We start from the raw sequence: 26,215 nt of genomic DNA, 5'->3' as shown, positions 1-26,215 counted from the left end.
CGGCCACACCGAGGCGGTCACCTCGCTGACCTTCGACACGGACGGGCGGACGCTGGCCAGCGGCGGCGACGACAACACGGTCCGCCTGTGGAAGACGGACGGTTGTCCGTCGCGCCACCAAAAGGGGTGAACGGGCGTAACTTTCTCGTGCGGCCCGCGTTCTGTCGCGCTAGGCGGTCACGCGGGTACGAAACGTCACGCCGGGCTCGGATGCCCGGCGCACCGTCACCGGCGTGCCGTCACGCCGCCGCCGGTTCGCCGCGCGCGGCCCGGCGCCGGGCCGCCAGTTCCGGGTCGAGGGCGGGTACGGCGGCCAGCAGCTGCCGGGTGTACTCCTCGCGCGGGCTGTCGTAGACCTCGTCGGCGGGGCCGTACTCGACCAGCCGGCCCCGCCGCATCACCGCGAGCCGGTCGCTGACCTGGCGGACGACGGCGAGGTCGTGCGCGATGAAGACCAGCGCGAGGCCCAGCTCCCGCTGCAACTCGCCGAGCAGGGCGACCACCTGGGCCTGGGTGGTGACGTCGAGCGCGGAGACGGGCTCGTCGCAGACGATGACGCGCGGGTCGGCGGCGAGCGCGCGGGCGATGCCGATGCGCTGGCGCTGACCCCCGCTGAACTCGTGTGGGTAGCGGTCGTAGTGCGCCCCTTCGAGCCCCACACGCTCCAGCAGTTCCGTCACCCGCCCCCGGATCCGCTCCTCGGCCCCTTCGCCCCGCTCGCCCCGTGCGCGCAGCGGGTCGGCGATGGACTCGCCCACGCTGCGGCGGGGGTTGAGGGAGGAGACGGGGTCCTGGAAGACCATCTGGACGGCCGTGTTCACGCCGGTGTGCGGCTCGCCCGCGTACCGGATGACGCCCGCCGTGGGCTCCAGGAGGCCGACCAGCATCCGGCCGAGCGTGGTCTTGCCGCTGCCGCTCTCGCCGACGACGCCGAGGGTCTCGCCCCGGCGCACGGTCAGCGAGACGTCGTCCACGGCCGCGAACGCCCGCTTGCCGCGCCCGAATTCGCGCCGCAGACCGGTGGCCTCCAGCACGATCTCGTCGGTGGCCGGGGAGCCGGTGCGGCGGGCGTCCACGCGGGGGACGGCGTCGAGGAGTTCCCGGGTGTACGGCTCCCGGGGCGCCGCGAGGACCGTGCCGACCGGGCCGTGCTCCACGACCCTGCCGTGCCGCATGACCAGCACCTCGTCCACGCTCTCCGCGGCCACGCCCACGTCGTGGGTGACCAGCAGCAGGCCCATGCCCGTCTCGGTGCGCAGGGTGTGCAGCAGGTCGAGGATCTGGGCCTGGACGGTGACGTCGAGCGCGGTGGTCGGCTCGTCGGCGATCAGCAGGTCGGGTTCGCAGGCCAGCGCCATGGCGATGAGCGCGCGCTGGCGCATGCCGCCGCTGAACTCGTGCGGCCGGGAGCGGGCGCGCCGGGTGGCGTCCGGGATTCCCACGCGGTCCAGGACCTCGACGGCACGCGCGCGGGCGGCGCGCCGCGAGGCACCGGTGTGCACCCGGTACACCTCGGCGATCTGGTCGCCGATGGCGTAGTAGGGGTCGAGCGAGGACAGCGGGTCCTGGAAGACCATGGCGGCCCTGGCGCCGCGCAGCCGCCGCAGCTCCTGCTCGGTGGCCTCCTGGACGTCGGTACCGGCGACGCGGACGGTGCCGCCGACCCGGGCGCCGGTGCCGCGGTGCAGGCCCAGCAGGGCGCCCGCGACGGTGGACTTCCCGGAGCCGGACTCGCCGACCAGGGCCAGGGCGGCGCCCTTGTCCAGGCCGAAGGAGAGTCCGTCGACGGCCCGCAGGGAGCCGAACCCGACGGTCAGGTCGGTCACTTCCACCAGGCTCATGCGAGCACCACCCGTCGGTCGGCCACCGCGTACAGGACGTCCGCGACGGCGTTGGCGAGCACCACGAAGAACGCGATGACGAGGACCATGCCGACGACCACCGGCAGGTCGACCACCTTGACCGCGTGCACCAGTTCCTGGCCGATGCCGGGCAGGCCGAACAGGGTCTCGGTGAGGACGGCGCCGCCGACGGCGGAGCCGACATTGTTGGCGTTGAGCGCGATGACCGGGGCGAACGCGCCGCGCAGCGCGTGCCGCCCGACGATGGCCCGCTCGCCGACGCCGTACGCCCGGAAGGTGCGTACGTGGTCCTCGGCGAGGGTCTCCAGCATCGCGGTGCGGGTCAGCCGGGCGAAGGTCGCGGCCTCGATCAGGGCCAGCGACAGCCAGGGCAGCAGCAGGTTCCAGGCCCATTGTTCGGGGTCGTCGGTGAAGGCGACGTACTCCGGGAAGGGCAGCAGCTGGAGTTCGCCGCAGACGATGATCATCAGCACCAGGCCGATGACGAACACGGGCGTGGCCGTGCCCGCGAGGGTGATCGCGGTGAGCACCCGCTCGGAGACGCGGCCGCGCCGCCAGGCGGAGAGGACGCCGGTGCCGACGCCGAGGGCGAGCCACAGCACCATGGCGCCGAGGACCAGCGAGAGGCTGACGGGCAGCTTGCCCAGGATGATGTCCAGGACCTGCTGTCCGGTCTGGTACGACTGCCCGAGGCAGGGCGCCGCGCAGTGCTCCACGGAGGTGCCGGTGGAGAAGTCCTGGCCGGCGAACAGGCCCTGGAGGAAGTGCCAGTAGCGCACGTAGAGGGGGTCGCCGAGGTGCAGTTGTTCGGCGACCTGGCGCACCTGTTCCGGCGAGCAGCGCGGGCCGCAGGTGATCTGGGCGACGTTGCCGGGGGTGACGTAGAAGACGACGTAGACGACGACCGAGACGGCGAGCAGGGTGATCACCGTGCCCACGGCCCGGCGCAGCAGGAATCCGCCGAAGCCGCTCATGCGGTCGCCTCCTTCGTGCCGGCGCTCTCGCGCGCGCTCCTGTCCTTGACGTTCCGGTCCTTGGCGTTCCTGTCCTTGCGGCCGGTGCCGACCCGCAGCCGGGAGGCGGCGCGCGGGTCGAGGGCGGTGCGCACGCCGTCGCCCAGCACGGTGAGCGCGAGGACGGTGACGAACAGGGCGCCGGCCGGCAGCAGCAGGTACTGCGGCGCGGCCTGGTACCAGACGTCGGCGGCGGTGAGCATCTGTCCCCAGGAGGGCGTGGGCGGCTTGACGCCCACGCCGAGGAAGGACAGGGCCGACTCCACCGAGATGTTCATGGGCACGAGGAGGGCCGCGTAGGTGATGACGGGCGCGGCGAGTCCGGGCAGCAGCTCCCGGCGGGCGATCCGCCAGGTCCCCCAGCCGCTGAGCCGGGCGGCCGAGACGTAGTCGAGCCCCTTCATGGAGAGGGTCTGCGCGCGCACGATCTTCGCGATGCTGCCCCAGGCGATCAGGCCGATGACGAGGGTGACCAGGACGGGCCGCGGGAAGTCCGCCGGGACGACCGCCAGCAGGGCCAACGACATGATCATCAGCGGCATGGCGACGATGATGTCCGTGATCCTGCTCAACAGTTGGTCAACCCATTGATTGCCGAGCGCGGCGGCCACGCCGACGACGACCCCGATGACGACCTGGATGACGGTGGCGGCCAGGGCGACCCCGAGCGAGACACGGGCGCCGTACACCAGGCGGGCGAACAGGTCGCGGCCGGTCTGGGGTTCGACGCCCAGCCAGTGCTCGGCGCCGACGCCGCCGAACGAACCGACCGGCACCCCACCGCGGGCCGAGTCGATCAGGGACGGGTGGTAGGTGGTGGGGTCCTGGCCCTCCAGCGCGGTGAGCAGCGGCGCGGCGAGCGCGACCAGGACGAGCAGCGCGACGACGACCGCGGCGACCAGGGCGGCGCGCTGCGCCCGCAGCCGCCGCCAGAACCGACGGGCCCCCGAGGCCGCCGGGACGGGGGTGTCCGTCCCGGCGGCCTCGACGGCGAGGGGTGACTCGGTCACGGCGTCACTTCACCGCGACCTGGGAGATGTCCAGCACGCCGGTCCAGTCGCTGATGACGATGTTGCGGACGTCCTTGCCGACGAGGCGCTTGTAGACCGGGTGGAACAGCGGCACCACGAGGGCCTTGTCGCCGATCTTCTCGTCCAGGGCGCCCCAGCGCTTGGCGGCCGCGTCGAGGTCGGTCAACCTGTTGATCGAGTCAATCTCGTCATTGACCGACTTGTCGTTGAGCCGGCTCGCGTTGAAGTTCGCGCCGTCCTTGACGATCTGCCGGCCGTCGAAGATCGGGGCGAGGAAGGGACCGCCGGAGGGCCAGTCGGCGCCCCAGCCGGCGAGGAAGAAGCCGGGCTCGGTCTTCACGCTGTGGACGGTGTCCCGGTAGTCGTTGTCCTCCAGGCCCTGGAGCCTGACCGTGATGCCGGCCTTCTTGAGGGCGTCCTGGAGGGCGGTGGCGATCTCCGGGCTGGTCGCGAAGTCCTTGGCGTTGGAGTGCGTCAGGGTGACGGTGAGGCCGTTCTTGTAACCGGCCTGTGCCAGCAGTTCCCTGGCCTTGGCCGCGTTGCCGGACGCGCCCGCCGGGAACGGGTCGTACGGGGTGTACCCGAAGGACTTCTGGTTCGGCAGGAAGGTCGTGGCGGGCTCGGCGAGCGCGCTGCCGCCGGCCGCGTTGACCACCGAGGAGCGGTCGACGGCGTAGGCGATGGCCTCGCGCACCTTGGGGTTGTCGAACGGCTTCACGGTCGGGTTGAACGCGATGTAGTTCGTGTAGCCGAAGTGGCCGGTGCCCACGCGCGCGGCCAGCTCCTTGTCGCCGGTCACCTTGGCGAGTTCGGCCGGTCCGAGGTTGGTGTCCGTGGTGACGGCGGCGGCGTCCGCCCCCTGGGACGCGGACAGCCGCTGGTCGATCACCGAGGAGTCGAGGCCGGAGCGGACGTCGATGGTGTCCGGGTAGGCCTTGCGCTGTTCGTCGGTGGCCGCGGACCAGTTCGGGTTGCGCCTGAGCAGCACGTGCTCGCCGTCGTTCTCGTTCTTGACGACCTCGTAGGGGCCGGACGAGACCGGGTGCTCCTCGTACTTGGTGCCGGTGTCCTTGGCCTTGGGGACCGGCGCGAACTGCGTCTGGGTGGCCAGGAACGGGAACTCGCCCTCGGGCTTGTCCAGATGGAAGACGATGGTCCGCGCGTCCGGCGTCTCGATCGCCGCGAGGCCCTTCTTGTCCTTGTACGGCCCCTGGTAGTCGGCCGCGCCGACCAGCCAGTCGCGCAGGTAGGGCGCGCCACCGGAGAGTTCGGGGGCGAAGGAGCGCTCGATGCCGTACTTGATGTCGGCCGAGGTGATCGGGGTGCCGTCCTCGTACTTCAGGCCCTTCTTCAGGGTGTACGTCCACACGGTCGCGTCCTTGTTGGGCCGCCCCGTGTCGGTGGCGAGGTCGGGCACCACCTTGGCGCCGGCCGCGCCGTCCGCCCGGTTGCGCGTGGTCAAGGTGCGGAAGACCAGCGAGGGGACGTTTCCGCCGCCGGAGGTGTACAGGCGCGCGGGGTCGAAGTCGGTCTGCGGTTCGGAGTTCAGGACCGTGAGCGTGCCGCCCTTGTGGGGCGTGGAGTCGCCACCGGAGCCCTTCGCACCGCTGTCCTTCGGGCCGCAGGCGGCGGCGCCCGCGGCCACGACCAGGCTGACGGATGCCGCTGCCACGCGGCGCGCTATGACGGACGGTTGACGCATCGGAATGACGACCTCTCGGGGATGATTCGAGGGTTTCTCGAAAAGTGAGACAAGCAGACGAGGAATGAGACGTCGCTGGACAGACGTCGACCCCGGCGCCGGGTCGCCGAAAGATCCGTGACCGGGGTCACGGACGGGAGAGAGAGGAAAATCGCGACGCGGACGCCAGGGGGCGGCGTCAGCGACAGTCGATGTCGGCCACGCAGAGCGCGGTCACGCCGATCAGCGCCAGCTCGATGGCGGCGCTGTAGGAGACGGCATGACTAGACCACATGCGCAGAAATATGAACGACCTCGCGACTCATGTCAATGTGACATAAGAACAGGTCGTCAACTCCTGGGATAGGGCCAGGCGTTGGGCAGACAGTGGATCCCGTCGTGGTCGAGGAACTTGGTCTGCTGCTGCATGACCGGCGCGAGTTCGCCGTCCTTCTCGCAGGTGACGTGATTGTGGCCGAGACGGTGGCCGACTTCATGGTTGATCAACATTTGCCGGTACATATGGATCTTGTCGCCATATGTCTTGCTTCCCTGAGCCCAGCGGTACGCGTTGATCATCACGCGCTGGGTGGCGGCCGAGTCGCAGGAGACATTGTCCTCCGTGGTGTCCAGGCCGGACTTGGCGCACCACGTGGCGGTGGTGCCGGGGCTGGCCAGGGTGATCACGAAGTCGGGCTTGCCGGAGGAGATCCGTTCGAAGGTACGGGTGCCGCCGTGCCCCCAGCTGCGGTCGTCGTTCAGCGTCTTCTGCACGGCCTCGGCGAACAGGGCGCCGTCCAGGCCGAGCCCCTGCTCGATGTCGACCCGGTAGCGGTACTTCTGGCCGGTACCGGGCGCCTTGTCGAAGCCGGGGACGGTCTCGAACCTCCCGGACGCCTTCAGGGTGGCGCCCAGCGGGTACGTGCGGTCCATCTTCTGCTCGTACGTCAACGGCGCCGCGGTCGGCTCCGCGGAGGGCGCGGTGCTCGTGCCGGCGCCCCGGTCCGGCGCGGACCGCCCCGGCTCCGCGCCGCCGTCCCGCCCCTCGGTCACCTGCCCGGCGACGACCACCGCGAGCACGGTGGTGACGGCGGCCGCGGCGATGCCGGTGAAGGCCCGCCCCTTGCCCCCGCGCTGCGCGGGCACCGGCGCCTTGTCCGCACCGGCGACGGCCGGCTCCGTCCCCGCCCCGGGCCCCGGTTCCGGCTCCTCGGCCGGTTTCTCCTTCGTGCGGACGCCCCCGGGCCTGCCGCCACCGCCGTCGAAGGCGTCGAGGTAATCCTGTCGCGGCCCGCGCCCTGCGCCCCCGTCCGGCCCCGCCTGCCGCTGCCGGGGCAGCACCATCCCGTCCGCCCCGGCCGCGGACCCGGTCCGCGCCGGGAACTCCCCCCAGCCGCCCCCGGGTTCACGCTGCTCGGGGTGCCCGCCACGGGCGGCCGCCCCACCGGGGACGCGTGGTACGCCGTGCGCGGGCGTTCCGTCCGGATGCCTCGGAACGCCACGGGCGGGCGTGCCCTCGGGCATGCGCGGCACACCGCGAGCCGGAGCCCCCTCAGGTATCCGCGGAACACCGTGGTCGGGTGTCCCGTCCGGGAGTCTCGGCGCCCCACGGCCGGGCGCGCCCCGCTCGCGCTCCGCCGCTATCTCCGGACCCGCGTCCCGCGCCGCGGCCGGCTTGGCCGGTCCCCGGCGGCTGTGGCGTCCCACGGTGTGCTTCAGCTCCCCGATCGCGTACCGTCGGCGGCTTCGCGGCCGCCCGAGTCCCTGGTGTCGCCGCCGACGCCGCCGGCGTCACCGTCGTCGCCGTCGTCGCCGTCGTCGGTCCTGGTCTGTGCCAGCAGCTCCCGGAAGGCCCGCGCCACCAGGTCCGGGTACTCCATCATCGCCACGTGACCGGCGTCCGGCAGGGACAGCAGCCGGGAGTCGCGGAAGGAGCGGGCGGCCTTGCGGGCCATGCGGTAGCCGACGAGCTGGTCCCGGCCGCCGTAGACGAGCAGGGTCGGGGCGAGCACACGCTCGGCCTGCCGCCACAGCCCGTGCTGACCGCCGAGCGTGTACGCGTTGACGATGCCCCGCGCCGAGCGGGCCATCGCGTCCCAGAAGTACGGCAGCTGCAGCCGCCGCTCCAGCTCGTCGACGGCGTACCGGAAGGCCTCCGAGGACACCCGGTCCGGATCGCCGTAGCAGAGGCCCATGACCCCGCGCACCCGCTGCTCGGCCGTCCACTCCTTGGTGAGCCGGGTGAAGAGGGCGGCGATGCCGGGCACGCCGAGCAGCCCGGTCGGCACCGCGGAGCGCTGGATCCGCAGCTCCGGCAGCGCGGGCGAGACCAGCGTGAGGGTGCGCACCAGATCGGGGCGTACGGCGGCCACGCGGGTGGCGACGGCGCCGCCGAGCGAGTTGCCCAAGAGGTGGACGGGGCCCGGCTCGGACGCGTCCAGGTAGCGGATGACGGCGCGCGCGTGCCCGGTGATCGAGTAGTCGCCGTCGTCCGGGGGCGGGGAGTCGCCGAAGCCCGGCAGGTCGACCGCCTCGCTGGCCACGACGCCGTCCAGCTCGGCCATCAGCTCCGACCAGTTCTGCGAGGAACCGCCGAGCCCGTGGACGTACAGGGCGCGCGGCAGGTCCTCGCGCGCGGGCGGCCGGTAGCGGACCGACAGCGTGATCCCCGGCAGGCCCACCGACCGCAGCCGCTCCCCTTCGCCGACCCGGACGGGCGCCACCCGGGGGAGCACACTGGCGGCCGGCGCGGAGGGCGACTCGGTGGAAGACATGCGGGCAATGTTACGAGGTGATCACACCCGGATTGATGTGTTCGCCGTCACAGAATGAGCCGTTCCGTCGGGGGCAACGGGTGGGCGGACGGACGCGCACGGCATGGCGTCCGGATCGGCCGTCTCCTAGTCTCGTACAGAGGGCACCCGTGTGTGGCCCCCTGCCGTTCCCAGGGACGTTCGTAGGAAGGGAGCCCATCATGGCCCAGGACCCCACCGAGCCCGACACCATCGAGGAACTGGACGACGACAAGGCCCCCGAGGTGGGCGTCGAGGACCCGGTGGTGGACGCCGTCGAGCAGCAGGCCGACATCCGGCCCGAGCACGACGACACCTTGACGGCGGAGAAGAAGGACCGGGCGAACGAGGCCGACCTGCTCGAACAGGCGCGCGTGGTCGCGCTCGACGAGGACGACTACCGCTGATCACCGCGTGACGCGGCTTTCGCCGTCGTCCGCTCCGTGAAATTCTGCGTTCGCACCGCGCACACCACGGTTACCGAAAAGTACGATGGCCGCGCGGTCGACACCGCATGTGGACGACTTTGGGAGGCGGCGTGACAGCCATCGAGCAAACAGAGGCGGCGCGCCCGCGCGGCACGCGGCTGCCGCGCCGAGCTCGACGGAACCAGTTGCTGGGCGCGGCCCAGGAGGTCTTCGTCGCACAGGGGTACCACGCCGCGGCGATGGACGACATCGCCGAGCGGGCGGGCGTCAGCAAGCCCGTGCTCTACCAGCACTTCCCGGGCAAGCTCGATCTCTATCTCGCACTGCTGGACCAGCACTGCGAGGCACTGATCCAGTCCGTGCGCAGCGCGCTGGCGTCGACGACCGACAACAAGCAGCGCGTGCGGGCGACCATGGACGCCTACTTCGCCTACGTGGAGGACGACGGCGGCGCCTTCCGGCTGGTCTTCGAATCGGACCTGACGAACGAGCCCGCGGTGCGCGAGCGGGTCGACAAGGTGACGAACGAATGCGCCGCGGCGATCTGCGACGTCATCGCCGAGGACACCGGCCTCTCGCGCGCGGAGTCCATGCTGCTCGCCTCCGGCCTCGGCGGACTCGCCCAGGTGGTGGCCCGTTCCTGGCTGCACAGCGACCGCACCGTGCCGCGCGACCAGGCGGTGCGGCTGCTGGCCTCGCTCGCCTGGCGCGGCATCGCGGGCTTCCCGCTGCACGGCAACGACCAACACTGAGTCGCGGCACCGCCTTCATTCCCGCACGCTGTTCGCTGTTGGCGTTCCGGCCGACAGCGTGTACGTCCCCTCACCGGGCTAATGTGTGCTGGTACGGCGCGGAAGATCGCGCACATCACTGACCGTCGGAGGGACAAAGCCGTGGAGGTCAAGATCGGCGTGCAGCACGCGCCCCGCGAGATCGTTCTGGAGAGCGGTCAGAGCGTCGAGGAGGTCGAGCGTCTGGTGTCCGACGCGCTGGCCGGTAAGACGCAGCTGCTGACCCTTCAGGACGAGAAGGGCCGCAAGGTCATGGTGCCGACGGACCGGCTGGCGTACGTGGAACTCGGCGCGCCGACCGTGCGCAAGGTGGGCTTCGGCGCGCTGTGAGCAAGGCCATGGCAAGGGCCCGGCGGCACTCGGCCGCCGGGCCCTTGCGCTGAGCGGGTTCGCACACAGAGACGACACAACTCCTCCATAGCGGAGGATTGCAATCCGCAGGTCACGGGTAAGACGGGCTACGACCGTTCAAGGCAGACCGGCCGTGGGAGGGACCCCCCGTCATGATCCTGGAAGCACTCGGCGCCGCCGTGCTCGGTCTCCTGCTCGCCTGGGCGGCGACCACCCGTCTCGCCCACCGCCTCCCGGCCCGCCCCCTGGTCCTGTCGACCGGCGCCGCGGGCGCCCTCCTGGGCGACTTCGTCACCCACAGCGCCCTGGGCTCGGGCTTCACGGTGATCCCGTTCCTGGGCGCGGCGACCATCTCGGCCGCGTCCCTGTCCCTGCTGCTGCGCCCGTCAAGGGCCCGGCGCTCACTGACGGCGTAGCCCCCTTCCCACGCGCCGGGGTCAGGCGCGGGGACGCGGGGGGAACGCGCGGCACACCGCAACGCACCGGCAGCCGCGCGACCGCCCGTGGCACGCCCCCGCGGAGCGCGCCGTCCCTCAGGCCGCGAGGCCCAGCGCGGCCATCCGCTTCGTGTGGGCCTCCGTGATCCGGGTGAACATCCGTCCCACCTCCGCGAGGTCGAACCCGTCGGCCACCCCGCCCACGAGCATCGTGGACAGCGCGTCCCGGTCCGCCACCACCCGCTGCGACTGCGACAACGCCTCGCCCATGAGCCGGCGCGCCCACAGCGCGAGCCGCCCGCCGACCCGCGGATCGGCGTCGATGGCCGCCCGCACCTTCTCCACCGCGAACTCCGCGTGCCCGGTGTCGTCCAGGACCGCGAGCACCAGCTCACGCGTGTCGGTGTCGAGCCGCGCCGCGACCTCCCGGTAGAAGTCGCTGGCGATCGAGTCGCCTACGTATGCCTTGACCAGGCCCTCCAGCCAGTCCGACGGCGCGGTCTGCCGGTGGAAGCCGTCCAGCGCGGCGACGAACGGGTCCATCGCCGCCGTCGGCTCCTCCCCGATCTCCGTCAGCCGGTCCCGCAGCCGCTCGAAGTGGTGGAACTCGGCCGATGCCATCTTCGCCAGCTCCGCCTTGTCCGCGAGGGTCGGCGCCAGCTTCGCGTCCTCCGCGAGCCGCTCGAACGCGGCGAGCTCTCCGTAGGCGAGCGCCCCGAGCAGATCCACGACGGCGGCGCGGTAGTGCGGCTCGGCGGCGGCCTGCGCCCAGTCCTGCGCGGCGACACCGGTCGGTACGGGGGCGGCGGACGCGTTCTCAGGCTTGTCAGAGCTAGTCATGAGGCGCACAATAGCCCGCTCGGCGCCCCCGTCGAGCCCCCGGCCGACCACTGTGACCACGACTACGTGACCAATTCGGCCATCGCATGTGCGCGAATCCGGGGTATGGTGGTAATGCGCCTGCTGAGTGCGTCGACGGTGTTCGACGTGTCCCGACAGGGCGCACGCATGAGGATGCCCGGTCGGTGGCCCGATCGGCTCCGACCCGACAGACCTCCGTGGCGTACGGCTCAGTGCGTACGACGACCGGAGGGACACCCTCAGCGGTACGAGCGCTAGAGCGTCGGCAGAGGTCCCGTGTCATACGGCTTGCCTTACCAGGTTCGCCCGTACGGCAGCCGACGTCCCCGGCACGGTCAGTCATGACCCCCGCGCTCGCCTCGCACCGCGCCACACAGAAGAGGCAGCACCCTGACTACGACGTTTCGAGACCTTGGGATCCTCCCCGAGACCGCCGAGGCCCTGGAGGCCGTCGGCATCATCAACCCCTTCCCCATCCAGGAGATGACGCTCCCCGTCGCCCTCTCCGGCACGGACGTCATCGGCCAGGCCAAGACCGGCACCGGCAAGACGCTGGGCTTCGGCCTCCCCCTCCTTGAGCGCGTGACCGTCCCCGCCGACGTCGAGGCCGGACGCGCCACCCCCGACGAGCTGACCGACACCCCGCAGGCGCTCGTCGTCGTCCCCACCCGCGAACTGTGCACCCAGGTCACCAACGACCTGCAGACGGCCGGCAAGGTCCGTAACGTGCGCGTGCTGGCGATCTACGGCGGCCGGGCCTACGAGCCCCAGGTCGAGGCCCTGAAGAAGGGCGTCGACGTCGTCGTCGGCACCCCGGGTCGCCTGCTCGACCTCGCGGGCCAGAAGAAGCTCAACCTGAAGCACGTCAGGTGCCTGGTCCTGGACGAGGCCGACGAGATGCTCGACCTGGGCTTCCTGCCCGACGTCGAGAAGATCATCGGCATGCTCCCGGCCAAGCGCCAGACCATGCTGTTCTCGGCGACCATGCCGGGCGCGGTCATCGGCCTCGCCCGCCGCTACATGTCCCGCCCCACGCACATCCGCGCCACCGCGCCGGACGACGAGGGCGCGACGGTGGCGAACATCAAGCAGTTCGTCTACCGCGGTCACTCCATGGACAAGCCGGAGATGGTCGCGCGCATCCTGCAGGCCGACGGCCGCGGGCTCGCGATGATCTTCTGCCGCACCAAGCGCACGGCCGCCGACATCGCCGAGCAGTTGCAGCGCCGCGGGTTCGCCTCCGGCGCGGTCCACGGCGACCTCGGCCAGGGCGCCCGCGAGCAGGCGCTGCGCGCGTTCCGCAACGGCAAGGTCGACGTGCTCGTCTGCACCGACGTGGCCGCGCGCGGCATCGACGTCGAGGGCGTCACCCATGTCATCAACTACCAGTCCCCCGAGGACGAGAAGACGTACCTGCACCGCGTCGGCCGCACCGGCCGCGCGGGCGCGAAGGGTACGGCGATCACCTTCGTGGACTGGGACGACATCCCGCGCTGGCAGCTGATCAACAAGGCGCTGGAGCTGGACTTCAACGACCCGGTGGAGACGTACTCCACGTCCCCGCACCTGTTCTCCGACCTCGGCATCCCCGAGGGCACCAAGGGCACCCTGCCGCGCTCGGAGCGCACCCGTGCCGGTCTGGACGCGGAGGAGCTGGAGGACCTGGGCGAGACCGGCGGACGCGGCGCCCGTGGCCGTGACCGCGGCCGCGGTGGCCGCCCCGACCATGCCGAGTCCCACGCCGCCGAGCACGAGCGTCCGGCGCGCACCCCGCGCCGTCGCCGCCGCACCCGGGGCGGCGCCCCGCTGGACGCGGCCCCGCAGGCGCCGGCCGCCGAGGCCTCGTCCGTGGAGGAGCCGACGCGCACCCCGCGCCGTCGGCGTCGCACCCGGGGCGGCGCGCAGGCGCCGGCCGCGGTGACGACGACCGCCGAGGCGATCACCGAGACGCCGCAGGAGGCGCCCGTGACCGCTCCGGCCCCCGCCGCGGCGGAGGTCACGGAGGTCGTGGAGAAGCCGCGCCGCCGTCGTACCCGCAAGACCGCGGAGCCCGTGGCGGCGGAGACGGTGGAGACCGCCGTCGTGGAGGCCCCGGCCCCGGCCGTCGTCGGGGAACCCGCGCCCGTCGCGGAGCCCGAGGCGGAGGCCAAGCCGCGCCGTCGCACCCGTAAGGCGGCCGAGCCGGTCGCCGAGGCCGCCGCCACGGACACGGCGGAGGCCACGGAGGCCAAGCCGCGCCGCACGCGGAAGAAGGCCGAGGCCCCGGCGGTCACCGCCGAGGCCGCCGAGCCCGCGGCGGACGAGGCCGCTCCGGCGACCAAGCCGCGCCGCACCCGCAAGGCGACCGTCACCGAGGCGGACGCGACCGAGGCCGAGGCCAAGCCGCGCCGCACCCGCAAGACGGCCGCCGCCAAGCCGGAGGCCGACGCCGCCGAGACCGAGGCCAAGCCCCGCCGCACCCGCAAGACCGCGGCGAGCGCCGAGGCCGCGGAGGTCACCGAGGCCGCGGAGACCAAGCCCCGCCGCACGCGCAAGGCCGCCGAGACCGCCGCCGAGACGGCCGAGGGCACGGAGGCCGCGCCGCGCCGTCGTACCCGCAAGGCCGCCGAGCCGGCCCCCGAGGCCACGGCGGACGGGGCCGCTCCGGCGACCAAGCCGCGCCGCACCCGCAAGGCGACCGTCACCGAGGCGGACGCGACCGAGGCCGAGGCCAAGCCGCGCCGCACCCGCAAGACGGCCGCCGCCAAGCCGGAGGCCGACACCGCCGAGACCGAGGCCAAGCCCCGCCGCACCCGCAAGACCGCGGCGAGCGCCGAGGCCGCAGAGGCCGCGGAGGTCACCGAGGCCGCGGAGACCAAGCCCCGCCGCACGCGCAAGGCCGCCGAGACCGCCGCCGACGGCGCCGAGCCGGCCGCTCCGAAGGCGCGGCGGACCCGTAAGGCCGCCGCCGGGACGGCCACCGCGGAGATCCCGGCGCAGGCCACCGGCGAGCCGGAGGCCAAGCCGCGCCGCACCCGCAAGGCGACGGCGGCCGCGGAGGCCCCGGAGGCCTGATCCGGCGCCGCGCGCGGCGGCACCGCAGCCCGATGACGGCCCGGTTCACCTCGGTGAACCGGGCCGTCGGCGTTCCCCTCCGACGCCCCTCGCTCGCGTCGCCGCCGGCCTCTCCCGTTAACCTCTCTCCATGAGCAGGCCCGACACCTTCGTCCCGCCCCCCGGCGCCCGCGCGTACACGCTGCGCACCGCGCGCGGGGAGTTCGCCGTCGTCGACGCTCCGGTGGCCGAGGGGGTCGAGGTGAAGGGGATCGTCCTGCTGCTGCCCGGGTTCACCGGCAGCAAGGAGGACTTCAACCCCCTGCACGTGCCGCTGGCCGCGCGCGGATACCGGACCGTGGCCGTGGACGGGCGGGGGCAGTTCGAGTCGGACGGCCCCGAGAGTGATGAATCGGCTTACGTGCAGGCCGAGTTGGCGGCGGACGTGCTGGCGCAGGTCGAGGCGGTCGGCGCGCCGGTGCATCTGCTGGGGCACTCCTTCGGCGGTCAGGTCGCCCGCGCGGCCGTGCTCCTGGACCACACGCCCTTCCGGTCGCTGACCCTGATGGCGTCGGGGCCCGCGCAGATCTCCCAGCCCCAGCAGAAGCGCGTGCGGCTGCTGCGGGACACGCTCGCCGTGCTGACCATGGCGCAGGTGTGGGAGGCGATGCAGGAGACGGAGACGCCCGAGCGGACCGGGACGACCGCGCCGGGCGACGCCCCGGACATCCAGGAGCACCTGCGGCGCCGCTGGATGGGCACCAAGCCCGCGCAGCTCCTCGCCGCCGGGCGCCAGTTGTGCGTGGAGCCGGACCGGGTCGCGGACCTGGCCGCCCTACCGCTGGCGTTCCACGTGGTGTCGGGCGCCTGGGACGACACCTGGCCGGTGCCCCTGCTGGACGACATGGCGACACGGCTCGGCGCGCGCCGGACGGTCATCGACGGCACCGAGCACTCCCCCAACACCGAGCGCCCGCTGGAGACGGCCCGCGCCCTCGCCGACTTCTGGCACGAGACCGACGGTGCCGGGGCGGCTGGGGAGACCCGCTAGTACTGCGCCTGCAAGTGGTCCCAGAATCCGTCCCTGAGGGCCCGGCGCAGATCCGCCTGGCCGCGCAGCGAGTACTGGAGCAGGCCCTCGGCCTCGACCAGGAGGTCCTGGTCGACGGAGCCGGGCAGGTAGGGATGGCCGGGCAGCAGCTCGACCAGGGCGTCGCGGCCCCGGGAGGCCAGCCACTTCGCCGCGATCTGGGCGCCGACGAAGCGGACGTCCTCGCGGGTGGGCCGGGCGCCGGCGCCGGCCTCGTAGGCGGCGGCCGTGCGCCGGGAGACGTACGGCTTGAAGAACTCCAGGTCCAGGGTGCGCTGGCTGTCCACCTCCCACAGCAGCGGTTCGGCCTGGTTGCGGCCCTCGGGCGCCTCGATGCCCCACAGATGGACGCGGGCTCCGTAGCCCTGGGCGGCCTCGACCGCGGAGACCAGGTCCTCGTCGCCGCCGAGGAGGGCCGCGTCGCTGATGGCGCGGTGCCGGGCCAGTGACTCCAGATCCGTGCGGATCAGCGAATCGACGCCCTTCTGCTGGTTGTTGGCGTTGAGGTTGCCGAGGCGGACCTTGACGTCGGGGAGTTCGGCGATGGACTGCTGCTCGGCGGTGTGGATGCGGCGCCGGGCGCCGTCGTACCAGTAGACGCGCAGCAGCCGGCTGTCCGCGAAGACGGTGCGGGCGCGGTCGATCAGCGCGTCGATCAGTCCCTCGGCGTCGACGTCGAAGGCCCGGCGGTCCTCCGTCCCGGCGACCAGTCGGCCCGCGGCCGCGTAGAGATACCCGGCGTCCACGAAGATCGCGTGGGTCGAGGGTGTCTTCGCCACCTCGGCGAGCATGCGTTCGAGCAGCTCGTTCGTACGGTCGATGCGGGTGGCGAGGTGCGCCAGGTCGTCGTTCATCACCTCCATTCTCCTCGCCGTCACACTGCGAACACAACCGGTCCCGGTCAGTCTCAGGTGATCTCTCTCGGTATACCGATGGTTACTTACTGGTAAGTAATTAGGTGTTCGAAAAATTTCTTTAGCGTAGGGAATGTTTGTAACACGCGGCACGTTGACTCAGTACGACGCCGGATACACATCCGGCTCACCAAGTAGTTCTCCGCAGGAGGATGACCAGACGAAGGGAGAAGCCTGTGCGCTTCGAGATCATGCGACTCGACGAGGTCGACGGCACCACCGTGGACAGCACCGTCGTGGACGCCGCCTCCGTCAATCGGATCGTGCAGCAGGCCGCCGCCGTGGGGCAGCGCCTGTGGATCCGCCCGGCCGAGACCCCGGCCTCGTAACGGGGTTCCCGCTCACACTTTCCAGGGGAGCCGGACCGCACCGAAGCGGTCCGACTCCCCTGGATCATCTGAGCGTCCGCCCCTACGGGGCACGGGAGCCTCAGCTCCCCCGGATCACCTGGCTGATCCCGTTGATGATCTGCTGCACCGCGATCGCGGAGAGCATCATGCCCGCGAGCCGCGTCACCAGGACCACGCCGCCGTCCTTGATGATCCGGATGATCAGCAGCGAGTAGCGCATCACCAGCCACAGCACCACGTGGATCGCGAGGATCGCGATCCACACGGATATCTGCGTGCTCGCGCTGCCCGCCCTCTGCACGGCCAGGATGACGGACACGATCGCGCCGGGCCCCGCGAGCAGCGGCATGCCGAGCGGCACGAGGGCCACGTTGACGTCCTTGGTGGCCTTCGGCTCGTCGTTCTTGCCGGTGAGCAGGTCGAGCGCGATGAGCAGGAGCAGCAGACCGCCCGCGATCATCAGGGCGGGCACGGACACGTGCAGGTAGTCGAGGATCTGGTGCCCGAGGACGCCGAAGACGGCGATGACCCCGAACGCGACGCAGACGGCCTGGAAGGCCATCCGCTTCTGCACCTTCGCCGGCCGGCCCGCGGTCAGGGCGAGGAAGATCGGGGTGATCCCAGGGGGATCCATGATGACAAAAAGGGTCAGGAACAGAGAGCCGAAGACGGCGATGTCGAACATGGGGGAAGTACTGGCCTTGCTGAAAGAAGAAGAACTGAGGGTGTGAGCGCGCGTCGGCCGCGGCAGGGGCGGCCTCAGGCTCCGCCGGCCCCCGGGACCGGGAACGCGCCGGTCGCCCGGCGGGTGATCTCCCCGTACACCTCGGGGTCGGTGGTGTAGGCACCGAGCGCGACGGTCTTGCGGCTGCCGTGGTAGTCCGAGGAGCCGGTGACCAGCAGTCCGAGGTCCTTCGCCAGGCCGCGCAGCCGCTCCTTGGCCTCGGCGTCGTGGTCCATGTGGTCGACCTCGATGCCGTCCAGGCCGGCCGCGGCCATCTCGGCGATCGCGGACCCGGGGACCGTACGACCCCGCTTGGCGGCGGCCGGGTGCGCGAACACGCAGACCCCGCCCGCGGCCTTGACCAGCCGGATCGCCTCGAAGGGGTCGGTCTCGTGCTTCGCCACGTAGGCGCGGCCGCCGTCGGCGAGCCACTCCTCGGTGAACGCGTCGCCCACCGTCTCCACCACGCCCAGCTCGACCAGCGCGGAGGCGACGTGCGGGCGCCCCACGGAGCCGCCGGCGGCGATCCGCTCGACCTGTTCCCAGGTGACCGGCACGCCCAGCTCGTTCAGCTTGGCGACCATGGCCTTGGCCCGCGGCACCCGGTCGTCCCGGACCAGCTCGCGCTCGGCGAGCAGGGCGGGCTCCTCGGGGTCGAAGAGGTAGGCCAGCATGTGCATCGAGACACCGTCGATACGGCAGGACAGCTCGGCGCCGGGGACCAGGGTGAGCCCGGCGGGCAGCGCGGCGATGGCCTCGGCGTATCCGCGGGTGGTGTCGTGGTCGGTCAGCGCGACGACGTCCAGGCCGGCCGCGGCGGCGTTGCGCATCAGCTCGGCCGGGGTGTCCGTGCCGTCGGACGCCGTGGAGTGACAGTGCAGATCGATGCGCACGGTGACTCCAGACGGGCCCGGGACGGAAGAGGACACCTCAGGATAACCGGCCCGGACACCCTCTTTGTCACGACCGCTCCCCGGGTACGCCCCCTACACGACCTCCCGAGCGCCCCTCAGGGCCGCAGCAGCCGGGGCGACAGCGCCCCGTAAGGGACCAGGTCCAGTTCCGCGCCCGCGTCGCGCAGGTCGGTCAGGACCAGCTCGTCGTACAGCAGCAGGCCCGCCCGCTCGGGCCAGATCACCGCCCACAGCCACATGCCGAGGGCCTCGCCGGCGAAGACGGCACGGTCGTCGGGGGTTCGGTAGACGTGCCAGAGCGGGGTGGGGCGGCCGGCGGCGAGCACCTTGGTCTGCGGCGGCTTCTCGACGTTCATGTACGGCCCCGGGTCCGGGCCGTCGAGGCCCGCGTAGCGCGCGCCGAGGCCGACGCCCAGCTCCTCGGCGACCAGGATCAGCTCCCCGGGGCCGCCGAGCGGGCCGGGCCCGGAGCAGGCGACGGCGGTCGCACGGCCGCCGCTGCGGTCGTCTCCCGCGTAGGCCGCCCCGGTGAAGAGCCAGCCGACCGGCAGCGGCCACGGCATCCACAGCGGAACATGCGTGCGGTGCACCACGGCACCGAGGGCCTCGACGCTGGGCGGGATCACGGGCTGCAACGGAAACACCGCCCCGTGCACATCGCACTGCCACGTGTCGGCGAAGAGACCGGGAGCCCTGACCCGGCCACCACACCGCGGGCAACTGGGTTCGCCCCTCATAGGGCCCCACGGTCCTACCCCGGCCCGTCCACGTCAAGGACGATCACCCGTCCGGACGGCAGGACCGGCACCCGCCACCCTGACGGACCCCTCCACCGCCCCTGACCGGCCAGATTAGGTGCATCTTGCATTAATTAGCAGAGCTAACTTAGTATGTGTATAAGCCAACTAACCAGGAACGGGAGTAGCACATGGATCCCCTGGACGCGGGTGCCGGCGGCATCCTGCGGCAGCCGAAGGCGGTCTGGGCCACGGCCGGCGCCTCCGTCGTCGCCTTCATGGGCATCGGCCTGGTCGACCCGATCCTGCCGTCGATCGCGCAGGGCCTGGACGCCACCCCCAGCCAGGTGTCCCTGCTCTTCACCTCGTACTTCCTGATCACCGCCGTCGCGATGCTGCTGACCGGCTTCGTCTCCAGCCGCATCGGCGGCAGGAAGACGCTCCTGCTCGGCCTCGCCTTCGTGGTCGTCTTCGCCGCGCTCGCCGGCACCTCGGGCAGCGTCGGCCAGCTGGTCGGCTTCCGGGCGGGCTGGGGCCTCGGCAACGCGCTGTTCGTCTCCACCGCGCTCGCCGTCATCGTCGGCGCCGCGAATCCGACAGGGGTCGCGCGAAGCGCGTCGGACAAGGGTGGTGGCGGGCGACGGGCGGGAGGCAGCGCGGCGGCGATCCTGCTCTACGAGTCCGCGCTCGGCCTCGGCCTGGCCTGCGGCCCGCTGCTCGGCGCGATCCTGGGCAACATGAGCTGGCGCTACCCGTTCTTCGGCACCGCCACGCTGATGGCGGTCGGCTTCCTGTGCATCACGGCGTTCCTGAAGGAGCAGCCGAAGCCGGCCAGGAAGACCTCGGTCCTGGACCCGATCAGGGCGCTCGGCCACGGCGGTCTGGCCTCGGCGGCGATCTCGGCGTTCTTCTACAACTACACGTTCTTCACCGTGCTGGCCTTCACGCCGTTCGTGCTGAACATGACCCCGTACCGCTCGGGCGCCGTGTTCTTCGGCTGGGGCGCGCTGCTCGCGGTCTTCTCGGTGATCGTGGCCCCGCGCATGCAGGAGCGCTTCGGCTCGCTGAAGGTGCTCGGCGCCTCGCTGGTGCTGCTCGCGGCCGACGTCCTGGTGCTCGGTTACGGCAACCACACCACCGCGATCGTCTGCACCGTCCTGTCCGGCGCCTTCATCGGCGTGAACAACACCGTCTACACCGAGCTGGCCCTCGGGGTCTCCAGCGCCCCGCGCCCGGTGGCGAGCGCGGGCTACAACTTCGTCCGCTGGTTCGCGGCGGCGGCCGCGCCCTACTTCGCCCCGAAGGTCGAGGAGTGGACGGACATCCACGTCCCGTTCGTGGTGGCGGCGGTCACCGCGCTGCTGGGCGCCCTGGTGGTCGTCGTACGGCGGCGGGCCCTCACCCACGAGGCGGAGGAGCTGGCGCCGAAGCACGCCACCGAGGACGGGGTCACGGTCTTCGCCAACTGACCGGCACCGGCCGGACCTTGGTGAGCTTGCTCACTCCAGCGGAACGGACCTGCGGACGGGATCCCGCAGGTCCGTTCCGTGTGTCAGCCAGCGTTCTTGGAGCGCCTGGGCGCCGTGCACGCGCTTGAAGGCGGCCTCGTTCGCCGTCATCGGCAGCAGCGGCAGGAACCGTACGGGATCCATCGGATCGTCCAGCTCCAGATCCTCCACCAGACCGCCGCCCTCGCCCACCAGGACCGAGCTGAAGGGGGCGCCGGGCCACAGCGGGTCGCCCACGTCCAGGGAGGCGCCGGGGGTCACGATCAGCCCCTCGACCTGCGGGGAAGCGGCGAGCACGGCGAGCGGACGGAGCACCTTGTCGGTGTCGGCGACGCCCGCGCGCACCGACAGGACCAGCTCGGCGCGGGGGCCCTTGACGGGGTCGGCGACCAGCGCGGTGGGGTCGCTCATGGGGTGCGCGGACATGCCGAGGGTCGCGTACCGGACGACGTCCCCCTCGGTGAAGCGGAGCACCTCGATGCGGTCCGTGCCGAGGAAGGTGACGGCGGCGCGCGCGTCCGCTTCGCCCAGCGCGGTCGTCAACCGTGCCTCGACCAGAGGAAGAACATCAACCATGCCGTGAGCATAGAACTCGTCAGCAGCGGGCAAAGCGGCACCTTGACAGCAAGGGCGGCTGGTACTCTGAGCCGGTGGTTCGGGACGGCGCGCCAAGCGTGCTGTCAAGTCCCGGAACCCTGGGAACTCCCTTACGAGGGACCGGCCGGAGGAGGTGGGGCTGTCATGGATCGAAGTCGACCTGGTAGTACCACTCGCTCTTCCGCCCGCTGATGTAGTCGCTGGCCGTCGTAGCCACTGGCTGGTTTCCGCTCTGGCTTGCTGCCGCCTTCCCGTGCGCGTCACTGTCCGGAAGAGCACTTCGTATCGCTTTGCCTGATCTGCGTCAGTTCTGCATCAGCAGCGAAATCGCCACCGCAACGGTGCGGTGCTCCCCGCTTTGTGGACGAGCCAAACACCTTCCCCTGCCCCGGCCGGGGAAATCCCTGCAGGACGTCCCCATTCCGGGTAGTTCCACCCGTCTTCGGCGGTCTTTCGTTGCCTGTCGCGAAGGAGCCTGCCCATGTCGATGATCCGCGACCTGCGCGCCGTGGTCCGTCCCTCCCGTGTCTCGCCGCGCAAGGCCACGAGCGCGCCGTCCGCGTCGTACGACACCACGCGTGACCCCGGCACCCCGTCGGCCGTGGTCGACTGCGCCGTCTACCGCGACGGCAGGCGCCTCGCGAGCGCGAAGCCGCTGACCCCGCAGGAGGCGATGCGGCAGGTACGGCGCGACGGCGGCTTCGTGTGGATCGGGCTGCACGAGCCGACCGAGGCCGAGTTCGCCGGTATCGCGGGCGAGTTCGGGCTGCACCCGCTCGCCGTCGAGGACGCGGTGCAGGCGCACCAGCGGCCGAAGCTGGAGCGGTACGACGACTCGCTGTTCACCGTCTTCAAGACCATCCACTACCTTGAGCACGACCAGCTCACCGCGACCAGCGAGGTCGTGGAGACCGGCGAGGTGATGTGCTTCACCGGCCGGGACTTCTTCATCACCGTGCGGCACGGCGGCCAGGGCTCGCTGCGGGCCCTGCGGCACCGGCTGCAGGACGACCCGGAGCTGCTGGCGAAGGGCCCCTCGGCGGTGCTGCACGCGATCGCCGACCACGTGGTGGACGGGTACATCGCGGTGGCCGACGCGGTGCAGGACGACATCGACGAGGTGGAGACCGAGGTCTTCTCTCCGGGGCGGGGCGGGGTCTCGCGGGGTGTGGACTCCGCGCGGATCTACCAACTCAAGCGTGAGGTCATGGAGTTCAAGCGCGCGGTGGCGCCGCTGCTGCGGCCGATGCAGCTGCTCAGCGAGCGGCCGATGCGGCTGATCGACCCGGACATCCAGAAGTACTTCCGGGACGTCGCCGACCACGTCGCCCGCGTCCACGAGCAGGTCGTCGGCTTCGACGAACTGCTCAACTCCATCCTCCAGGCCAACCTCGCGCAGGCGTCCGTCGCGCAGAACGAGGACATGCGGAAGATCACCGCGTGGGCCGCGATCATCGCCGTGCCGACGATGGTGTGCGGGGTGTACGGGATGAACTTCACGTACATGCCCGAGCTGCACTGGAAGTACGGGTACCCGGTGATCATGGGCATCACCGTCGTGCTGTGTCTGGGCATCCACCGGACGCTGAAGCGCAACGGCTGGCTGTGAGCGGCGTGGATAGGGTGGACGTATGACAGGCGAGCTGCGCGAGAGGGCCCTCATCGAGGAGGCCGCGAAGAAGTCCGGCCTCCTGTGGGTGCGGGGCGCGGACGCGTCCGCCGCGCGCGCGGTGTGGCATGTGTGGCACGAGGGCGCGGTGTGCGTGGTCGGCGACGGGCCCGGCGAGCAGCCGCTGACGGGACTGGCCGACGGCGGCTCCGCCGAGGTGACCGTCCGCAGCAAGGACAAGGGCGGCCGGCTGGTCTCCTTCCCGGCCGCGGTGACGGAGCTGCCCGCCGGCACGCCGGAGTGGGAAGCGGCGGTCGCCGACCTCAGGTCCAAGCGCCTGAACGCCCCCGACGCCGAGCGGATGCCGGAGCGCTGGGCGCGCGAGTGCAGGGTGCTGCGCCTGACGCCGACGGGCGCGGTGGCCGCCTTGCCCGACGGCAGTCTGGCCGAGAGACCGGTGACGACGCCGGCGACGACGCGCCGGCCGGTACCGGCGGCCCTGCCGAAGCTCCTGGCCAGGCGCCGCAAGGGCCGGTAGTCCCGGACACGAGGCCCGGGCATACGACCCGGTGCCGGCGCGCCCCCGGTGCCGTCCCGCTCAGGACGTCGGCAGCTGCTGCCCGTAGTCCACCGTCTCGGACCTGGCCGGCTCGGTGAGCGTGAACGGCTTGCCCCAGTCGGAGAAGCGAAGTGTGCCCGCGTTGCCCGCGCGCGTGAGGGCGAGGGGGTAGGGGGTGCCCTTCAGGGAGACGTCCAGGGTGCCGCCCGAGCCGTGGTCGCCGGTGATGCGGATGGTCGGGGTACTCGCCTGGGCGTGATGACCGTCGGTCGCCAGGGAGCCGTGCAGTGTCAGGAGACCCGAGAGGAGGACGTCCTTGTCCGTGAAGCCGCTGAACTTCTTGTACGCGGGGTCCCCCTGCGGCACCTTCACGTACTTGCCGTCGAGCTTGGCCGCCGCGCCGCTGCCGTCGCCGCCCTTGCCGTCCGCCTGCGCCCAGAAGTCCGCGTCGGCCTTCAGGAACAGCTGCGTGCCGACCCGCAGCAGCTTGAACGTGGCGGCACCCGAGGTCACGGACCCCGTTGCGCCGTCGTCCTTCAGCTGCATGTCGAGCCGGTACGTACGGCCGCTGGTCACCACGGTCCCGGACACCCGTACCGCCGACGCCCCCTGCGCCGCCGACCGCGTCCGCGCCTGGATGCTGTCGGCGGGCAGCTTGCCCACCCCGTTCGTCCCCGCGTCCGGATCGTCGCCGCCGCACCCGGTCAGCACCGCCGCGCCCGTCACGGCCAGGGCGCACAGCGCGGTCACCAGGCGGGTACGGCCGGGGGGAATCGCAGTCACAGGTGAGGTCGCCTTTCCGACGGTTCCTTCAGCGGCGTACCGCAGCGTACCGGTGCCCCGGCGGTCCGGCGGAGCCAGTCCGTCCGGACCCCCCACCAGGGCGTATCCGATCGGTACGGGCTAGCCTGAAGCGCAACCGTGCGGGCAAATCCGAGCAATTCCCCAACAAAAGCAATCGTCGCGGCAAACCCCTCCACACCCCTCGACGCACCTCTCCGAAGCACGTCCCTGACAAGGAAGCAGAACCATGGCAGCCGGCGCCCCCCGGATCTTCGTCTCGCACCTCGCCGGGGTCCCCGTCTTCGATCCGAACGGCGACCAGGTGGGCCGCGTGCGCGACCTCGTCGTGATGCTGCGCGTGGGCAGGAGACCCCCGCGCGTCCTCGGCCTCGTCGTCGAACTGTCCACCCGGCGCCGCATCTTCCTGCCCATGACCCGGATCACCGGCATCGAGTCCGGGCAGGTCATCAGCACCGGCGTCATGAACGTCCGCCGCTTCGAGCAGCGGCCCACCGAGCGCCTGGTCTTCGGCGAGCTGCTGGACCGGCGGGTCACCCTGGTGGAGACCGGCGAGGAGGCCACCGTCCTCGACATGTCCGTGCAGCACCTGCCCGCGCGCCGGGACTGGGAGATCGACCGCGTCTTCGTCCGCAAGGGCAGGAAGGGCGGCGCGTTCCGCCGGGTCAAGGGCGAGACGCTGACCGTGGACTGGGCCGGCGTCTCCGGCTTCTCCCTGGAGGAGCACGGGCAGGGCGCCGAGAACCTGCTCGCCACCTTCGAACAGCTGCGCCCCGCCGACCTCGCCAACGTGCTGCACCACCTCTCCGCCAAACGGCGCGCCGAGGTCGCCGCCGCCCTGGACGACGACCGGCTCGCGGACGTCCTGGAGGAGCTGCCGGAGGACGACCAGATCGAGATCCTCGGCAAGCTCCAGGAGGAGCGCGCGGCCGACGTCCTGGAGGCCATGGACCCGGACGACGCGGCCGACCTGCTCTCCGAACTGCCGGAGGAGGACAAGGAGCGGCTGCTGAGCCTGATGCAGCCCGGCGACGCGGCCGACATGCGGCGCCTGATGTCGTACGAGGAGCACACCGCCGGCGGCCTCATGACCACCGAGCCGATCGTGCTGCGTCCGGACGCCACCGTCGCCGACGCGCTCGCCCGGGTCCGCAACCCCGACCTCTCCCCCGCGCTCGCCGCCCAGGTCTACGTCTGCCGCCCGCCGGACGAGACACCGACCGGCAAGTACCTGGGCACCGCCCACTTCCAGCGGCTGCTGCGCGACCCCCCGTACACCCTGGTCAGCTCGCTCCTGGACGACGATCTCCAGCCGCTGTCCCCGGACGACGCGCTGCCGGTCATCGCCGGGTTCTTCGCCACCTACGACATGGTGGCCGCGCCCGTGGTGGACGAGGCCGGGTCGCTGCTCGGCGCGGTGACCGTGGACGACGTACTGGACCACATGCTGCCCGACGACTGGCGCGAGACCGAGTTCCACCTGGAGGAGAACCCCGAAGGGGACAAGGGGGCGGGTGACCATGCCTCCTGAGCGCGAAATCGCCCGCGAGCGCACGCCCGCGGGCGCCACGGCGGCCACCCGCCCGCGCACGCTCCGGCTCGACCAGCCGAGGCCGCCCCGTCGCCGGTTCCTGCCCGAGTGGGACCCGGAGGCCTTCGGCCGGCTGTCGGAGCGGATCGCCCGGTTCCTCGGCACGGGACGCTTCATCGTCTGGATGACGGTGGTCATCATCGTCTGGGTGCTGTGGAACGTGGCCGCGCCCCGGCAACTGCGGTTCGACGAGTACCCGTTCATCTTCCTGACCCTGGCGCTGTCCCTCCAGGCGTCCTACGCCGCCCCGCTGATCCTGCTCGCGCAGAACCGGCAGGACGACCGCGACCGGGTCAACCTGGAGCAGGACCGCAAGCAGAACGAGCGGTCGATCGCGGACACCGAGTACCTGACCCGGGAGATCGCCGCGCTGCGCATGGGCCTCGGCGAGGTCGCCACCCGTGACTGGATCCGCTCGGAGCTTCAGGACATGCTCAAGGAGATGGAGGAGCGGCGCGGTCACAGCGGTCCGGTCGTATTCCCGGCGGAACGGACGGAGCGCCCGCCCGGACGTGACGCAGACGACCGCTGAGGGGCTACC

26 protein-coding genes and 1 pseudogene are annotated in these 26,215 nt (G+C 71.9%); 13 read left to right on the top strand and 14 right to left on the bottom strand.

Annotation, left to right across the window (positions count from 1 at the left end; all coding sequences use genetic code 11):
- Positions 1-91, top strand: a pseudogene (locus ACWDD7_RS32050) (WD40 repeat domain-containing protein); the annotation flags it as partial.
- A 148-nt stretch (positions 92-239) separates the two neighbouring features.
- On the opposite strand, the gene ACWDD7_RS32045 reads toward ACWDD7_RS32050, so the two are convergent.
- The 7 genes from ACWDD7_RS32045 to ACWDD7_RS32015 all read right to left on the bottom strand — a co-directional run bounded on the left by ACWDD7_RS32045 (position 240) and on the right by ACWDD7_RS32015 (position 8,361).
- Positions 240-1,841 carry a dipeptide ABC transporter ATP-binding protein gene (locus ACWDD7_RS32045; RefSeq protein WP_450459960.1) on the bottom strand — a complete coding sequence of 534 codons (1,602 nt, stop codon included), beginning with the start codon at positions 1,839-1,841 and terminating at the stop codon, positions 240-242.
- Positions 1,838-2,836, bottom strand: a complete 999-nt coding sequence (locus ACWDD7_RS32040; RefSeq protein ID WP_450459959.1) for an ABC transporter permease — start codon at positions 2,834-2,836, stop codon at positions 1,838-1,840. The genes ACWDD7_RS32045 and ACWDD7_RS32040 overlap by 4 nt, the downstream gene beginning before the upstream one ends.
- Entirely contained in the window at positions 2,833-3,885 is a 1,053-nt protein-coding gene (locus ACWDD7_RS32035) for an ABC transporter permease (RefSeq protein WP_450459958.1), read from the bottom strand. Before ACWDD7_RS32035 ends, ACWDD7_RS32040 begins: the two co-directional genes overlap by 4 nt.
- Before the next feature lie 4 nt (positions 3,886-3,889).
- The gene (locus ACWDD7_RS32030; RefSeq protein WP_351880148.1) at positions 3,890-5,608 is read right to left on the bottom strand and encodes an ABC transporter substrate-binding protein; all 1,719 of its coding nucleotides are present in this window, start codon (positions 5,606-5,608) and stop codon (positions 3,890-3,892) included.
- Positions 5,609-5,786: 178 nt separating this feature from the next.
- On the bottom strand, positions 5,787-5,882 hold the full coding sequence (locus ACWDD7_RS32025) for an Ms4533A family Cys-rich leader peptide (protein ID WP_351880145.1): 96 nt from the start codon (positions 5,880-5,882) through the stop codon (positions 5,787-5,789).
- Positions 5,883-5,938: 56 nt separating this feature from the next.
- Positions 5,939-7,294 (bottom strand): DUF3152 domain-containing protein, encoded by a 1,356-nt coding sequence (locus ACWDD7_RS32020; protein WP_450459957.1) that lies wholly within the window; start codon positions 7,292-7,294, stop codon positions 5,939-5,941.
- 8 nt (positions 7,295-7,302) lie between these two features.
- Positions 7,303-8,361, bottom strand: a complete 1,059-nt coding sequence (locus tag ACWDD7_RS32015) for an alpha/beta fold hydrolase (RefSeq protein WP_450459956.1) — start codon at positions 8,359-8,361, stop codon at positions 7,303-7,305.
- Between the two features lie 200 nt (positions 8,362-8,561).
- Between ACWDD7_RS32015 and ACWDD7_RS32010 the strand changes: the two genes are divergently transcribed.
- The 4 genes from ACWDD7_RS32010 to ACWDD7_RS31995 all read left to right on the top strand — a co-directional run bounded on the left by ACWDD7_RS32010 (position 8,562) and on the right by ACWDD7_RS31995 (position 10,365).
- Positions 8,562-8,786, top strand: coding sequence for a hypothetical protein (locus ACWDD7_RS32010; RefSeq protein ID WP_450459955.1), 225 nt, complete (start codon positions 8,562-8,564; stop codon positions 8,784-8,786).
- Positions 8,787-8,917: 131 nt separating this feature from the next.
- The gene (locus tag ACWDD7_RS32005) at positions 8,918-9,559 is read left to right on the top strand and encodes a TetR/AcrR family transcriptional regulator (protein WP_450459954.1); all 642 of its coding nucleotides are present in this window, start codon (positions 8,918-8,920) and stop codon (positions 9,557-9,559) included.
- A gap of 141 nt (positions 9,560-9,700) precedes the next feature.
- On the top strand, positions 9,701-9,928 hold the full coding sequence (locus ACWDD7_RS32000; protein WP_285559686.1) for a DUF3107 domain-containing protein: 228 nt from the start codon (positions 9,701-9,703) through the stop codon (positions 9,926-9,928).
- A gap of 173 nt (positions 9,929-10,101) precedes the next feature.
- Positions 10,102-10,365 (top strand): hypothetical protein, encoded by a 264-nt coding sequence (locus ACWDD7_RS31995; RefSeq protein WP_351880133.1) that lies wholly within the window; start codon positions 10,102-10,104, stop codon positions 10,363-10,365.
- Between the two features lie 117 nt (positions 10,366-10,482).
- Here ACWDD7_RS31995 and ACWDD7_RS31990 read toward each other — a convergent pair whose 3' ends face one another.
- The gene (locus ACWDD7_RS31990; protein ID WP_392217473.1) at positions 10,483-11,226 is read right to left on the bottom strand and encodes a ferritin-like fold-containing protein; all 744 of its coding nucleotides are present in this window, start codon (positions 11,224-11,226) and stop codon (positions 10,483-10,485) included.
- Between the two features lie 504 nt (positions 11,227-11,730).
- Between ACWDD7_RS31990 and ACWDD7_RS31985 the strand changes: the two genes are divergently transcribed.
- The gene (locus ACWDD7_RS31985) at positions 11,731-14,301 is read left to right on the top strand and encodes a DEAD/DEAH box helicase (RefSeq protein WP_450459953.1); all 2,571 of its coding nucleotides are present in this window, start codon (positions 11,731-11,733) and stop codon (positions 14,299-14,301) included.
- Positions 14,302-14,431: 130 nt separating this feature from the next.
- Positions 14,432-15,331 carry an alpha/beta fold hydrolase gene (locus ACWDD7_RS31980; protein ID WP_450459952.1) on the top strand — a complete coding sequence of 300 codons (900 nt, stop codon included), beginning with the start codon at positions 14,432-14,434 and terminating at the stop codon, positions 15,329-15,331.
- On the opposite strand, the gene ACWDD7_RS31975 is transcribed toward ACWDD7_RS31980, so the two are convergent.
- Entirely contained in the window at positions 15,328-16,233 is a 906-nt protein-coding gene (locus ACWDD7_RS31975; RefSeq protein WP_285559675.1) for an NYN domain-containing protein, read from the bottom strand. The genes ACWDD7_RS31980 and ACWDD7_RS31975 overlap by 4 nt on opposite strands.
- A gap of 227 nt (positions 16,234-16,460) precedes the next feature.
- On the opposite strand from ACWDD7_RS31975, the gene ACWDD7_RS31970 reads away from it, so the two are divergent.
- A complete protein-coding gene (locus ACWDD7_RS31970) occupies positions 16,461-16,613 on the top strand; it encodes a hypothetical protein (RefSeq protein ID WP_086805833.1) in 153 nt (50 codons plus the stop codon).
- Between the two features lie 100 nt (positions 16,614-16,713).
- Here the strand turns inward: ACWDD7_RS31970 and ACWDD7_RS31965 are convergent, their stop codons facing one another.
- From ACWDD7_RS31965 to ACWDD7_RS31955, 3 genes are all read right to left on the bottom strand, one after another.
- Positions 16,714-17,319: a MarC family protein gene (locus ACWDD7_RS31965; protein ID WP_351874919.1), complete on the bottom strand. Its 606-nt coding sequence runs from the start codon at positions 17,317-17,319 to the stop codon at positions 16,714-16,716.
- Positions 17,320-17,393: 74 nt separating this feature from the next.
- Positions 17,394-18,251: a PHP domain-containing protein gene (locus ACWDD7_RS31960; RefSeq protein WP_450459951.1), complete on the bottom strand. Its 858-nt coding sequence runs from the start codon at positions 18,249-18,251 to the stop codon at positions 17,394-17,396.
- Positions 18,252-18,367: 116 nt separating this feature from the next.
- Complete coding sequence (locus ACWDD7_RS31955; RefSeq protein WP_351874925.1) at positions 18,368-19,009, bottom strand: DUF6758 family protein; 642 nt, start codon at positions 19,007-19,009, stop codon at positions 18,368-18,370.
- 191 nt (positions 19,010-19,200) lie between these two features.
- Here ACWDD7_RS31955 and ACWDD7_RS31950 point away from each other — a divergent pair, with 191 nt between their 5' ends.
- On the top strand, positions 19,201-20,478 hold the full coding sequence (locus tag ACWDD7_RS31950; protein ID WP_450459950.1) for an MFS transporter: 1,278 nt from the start codon (positions 19,201-19,203) through the stop codon (positions 20,476-20,478).
- A gap of 30 nt (positions 20,479-20,508) precedes the next feature.
- Here the strand turns inward: ACWDD7_RS31950 and ACWDD7_RS31945 are convergent, their stop codons facing one another.
- The gene (locus ACWDD7_RS31945) at positions 20,509-21,093 is read right to left on the bottom strand and encodes a suppressor of fused domain protein (RefSeq protein ID WP_450459949.1); all 585 of its coding nucleotides are present in this window, start codon (positions 21,091-21,093) and stop codon (positions 20,509-20,511) included.
- A gap of 502 nt (positions 21,094-21,595) precedes the next feature.
- Here ACWDD7_RS31945 and ACWDD7_RS31940 point away from each other — a divergent pair.
- Together ACWDD7_RS31940 and ACWDD7_RS31935 are read left to right on the top strand one after the other, a co-directional pair.
- The gene (locus ACWDD7_RS31940) at positions 21,596-22,723 is read left to right on the top strand and encodes a magnesium and cobalt transport protein CorA (RefSeq protein WP_450459948.1); all 1,128 of its coding nucleotides are present in this window, start codon (positions 21,596-21,598) and stop codon (positions 22,721-22,723) included.
- Positions 22,724-22,745: 22 nt separating this feature from the next.
- On the top strand, positions 22,746-23,261 hold the full coding sequence (locus tag ACWDD7_RS31935; protein ID WP_450459947.1) for a hypothetical protein: 516 nt from the start codon (positions 22,746-22,748) through the stop codon (positions 23,259-23,261).
- A 60-nt stretch (positions 23,262-23,321) separates the two neighbouring features.
- Here ACWDD7_RS31935 and ACWDD7_RS31930 read toward each other — a convergent pair whose 3' ends face one another.
- Positions 23,322-24,065 carry a hypothetical protein gene (locus ACWDD7_RS31930; RefSeq protein WP_450459946.1) on the bottom strand — a complete coding sequence of 248 codons (744 nt, stop codon included), beginning with the start codon at positions 24,063-24,065 and terminating at the stop codon, positions 23,322-23,324.
- Between the two features lie 247 nt (positions 24,066-24,312).
- Between ACWDD7_RS31930 and ACWDD7_RS31925 the strand changes: the two genes are divergently transcribed.
- Both ACWDD7_RS31925 and ACWDD7_RS31920 read left to right on the top strand, forming a co-directional pair.
- Positions 24,313-25,614 carry a magnesium transporter MgtE N-terminal domain-containing protein gene (locus ACWDD7_RS31925; RefSeq protein WP_351874942.1) on the top strand — a complete coding sequence of 434 codons (1,302 nt, stop codon included), beginning with the start codon at positions 24,313-24,315 and terminating at the stop codon, positions 25,612-25,614.
- Positions 25,604-26,206, top strand: coding sequence for a DUF1003 domain-containing protein (locus ACWDD7_RS31920; protein WP_450459945.1), 603 nt, complete (start codon positions 25,604-25,606; stop codon positions 26,204-26,206). The genes ACWDD7_RS31925 and ACWDD7_RS31920 overlap by 11 nt, the downstream gene beginning before the upstream one ends.
- Positions 26,207-26,215 lie beyond the last annotated feature (9 nt).

The sequence above is a fragment of the Streptomyces sp. NPDC001056 genome, assembly GCF_053598955.1.
The sequence above is the reverse complement of the archived record's forward strand: the minus strand, read 5'-3'. Positions and strand labels throughout refer to the sequence as shown.

Bases quoted from the DNA above. Each gene is read 5' to 3' on its own strand.
- ACWDD7_RS31940 (WP_450459948.1), top strand. From the start codon at position 21,596: ATGTCGATGATCCGCGACCTGCGCGCCGTGGTCCGTCCCTCCCGTGTC.
- ACWDD7_RS31995 (WP_351880133.1), top strand. From the start codon at position 10,102: ATGATCCTGGAAGCACTCGGCGCCGCCGTGCTCGGTCTCCTGCTCGCC.
- ACWDD7_RS31945 (WP_450459949.1), bottom strand. From the start codon at position 21,093: ATGGTTGATGTTCTTCCTCTGGTCGAGGCACGGTTGACGACCGCGCTG.
- ACWDD7_RS31975 (WP_285559675.1), bottom strand. From the start codon at position 16,233: ATGGAGGTGATGAACGACGACCTGGCGCACCTCGCCACCCGCATCGAC.
- ACWDD7_RS32030 (WP_351880148.1), bottom strand. From the start codon at position 5,608: ATGCGTCAACCGTCCGTCATAGCGCGCCGCGTGGCAGCGGCATCCGTC.
- ACWDD7_RS32045 (WP_450459960.1), bottom strand. From the start codon at position 1,841: ATGAGCCTGGTGGAAGTGACCGACCTGACCGTCGGGTTCGGCTCCCTG.
- ACWDD7_RS31950 (WP_450459950.1), top strand. From the start codon at position 19,201: ATGGATCCCCTGGACGCGGGTGCCGGCGGCATCCTGCGGCAGCCGAAG.
- ACWDD7_RS31925 (WP_351874942.1), top strand. From the start codon at position 24,313: ATGGCAGCCGGCGCCCCCCGGATCTTCGTCTCGCACCTCGCCGGGGTC.
- ACWDD7_RS31980 (WP_450459952.1), top strand. From the start codon at position 14,432: ATGAGCAGGCCCGACACCTTCGTCCCGCCCCCCGGCGCCCGCGCGTAC.
- ACWDD7_RS31920 (WP_450459945.1), top strand. From the start codon at position 25,604: ATGCCTCCTGAGCGCGAAATCGCCCGCGAGCGCACGCCCGCGGGCGCC.
- ACWDD7_RS31935 (WP_450459947.1), top strand. From the start codon at position 22,746: ATGACAGGCGAGCTGCGCGAGAGGGCCCTCATCGAGGAGGCCGCGAAG.
- ACWDD7_RS31965 (WP_351874919.1), bottom strand. From the start codon at position 17,319: ATGTTCGACATCGCCGTCTTCGGCTCTCTGTTCCTGACCCTTTTTGTC.
- ACWDD7_RS32015 (WP_450459956.1), bottom strand. From the start codon at position 8,361: ATGTCTTCCACCGAGTCGCCCTCCGCGCCGGCCGCCAGTGTGCTCCCC.
- ACWDD7_RS31985 (WP_450459953.1), top strand. From the start codon at position 11,731: ATGACGCTCCCCGTCGCCCTCTCCGGCACGGACGTCATCGGCCAGGCC.
- ACWDD7_RS31990 (WP_392217473.1), bottom strand. From the start codon at position 11,226: ATGACTAGCTCTGACAAGCCTGAGAACGCGTCCGCCGCCCCCGTACCG.
- ACWDD7_RS31955 (WP_351874925.1), bottom strand. From the start codon at position 19,009: ATGAGGGGCGAACCCAGTTGCCCGCGGTGTGGTGGCCGGGTCAGGGCT.
- ACWDD7_RS32025 (WP_351880145.1), bottom strand. From the start codon at position 5,882: ATGTGGTCTAGTCATGCCGTCTCCTACAGCGCCGCCATCGAGCTGGCG.
- ACWDD7_RS32010 (WP_450459955.1), top strand. From the start codon at position 8,562: ATGGCCCAGGACCCCACCGAGCCCGACACCATCGAGGAACTGGACGAC.
- ACWDD7_RS32040 (WP_450459959.1), bottom strand. From the start codon at position 2,836: ATGAGCGGCTTCGGCGGATTCCTGCTGCGCCGGGCCGTGGGCACGGTG.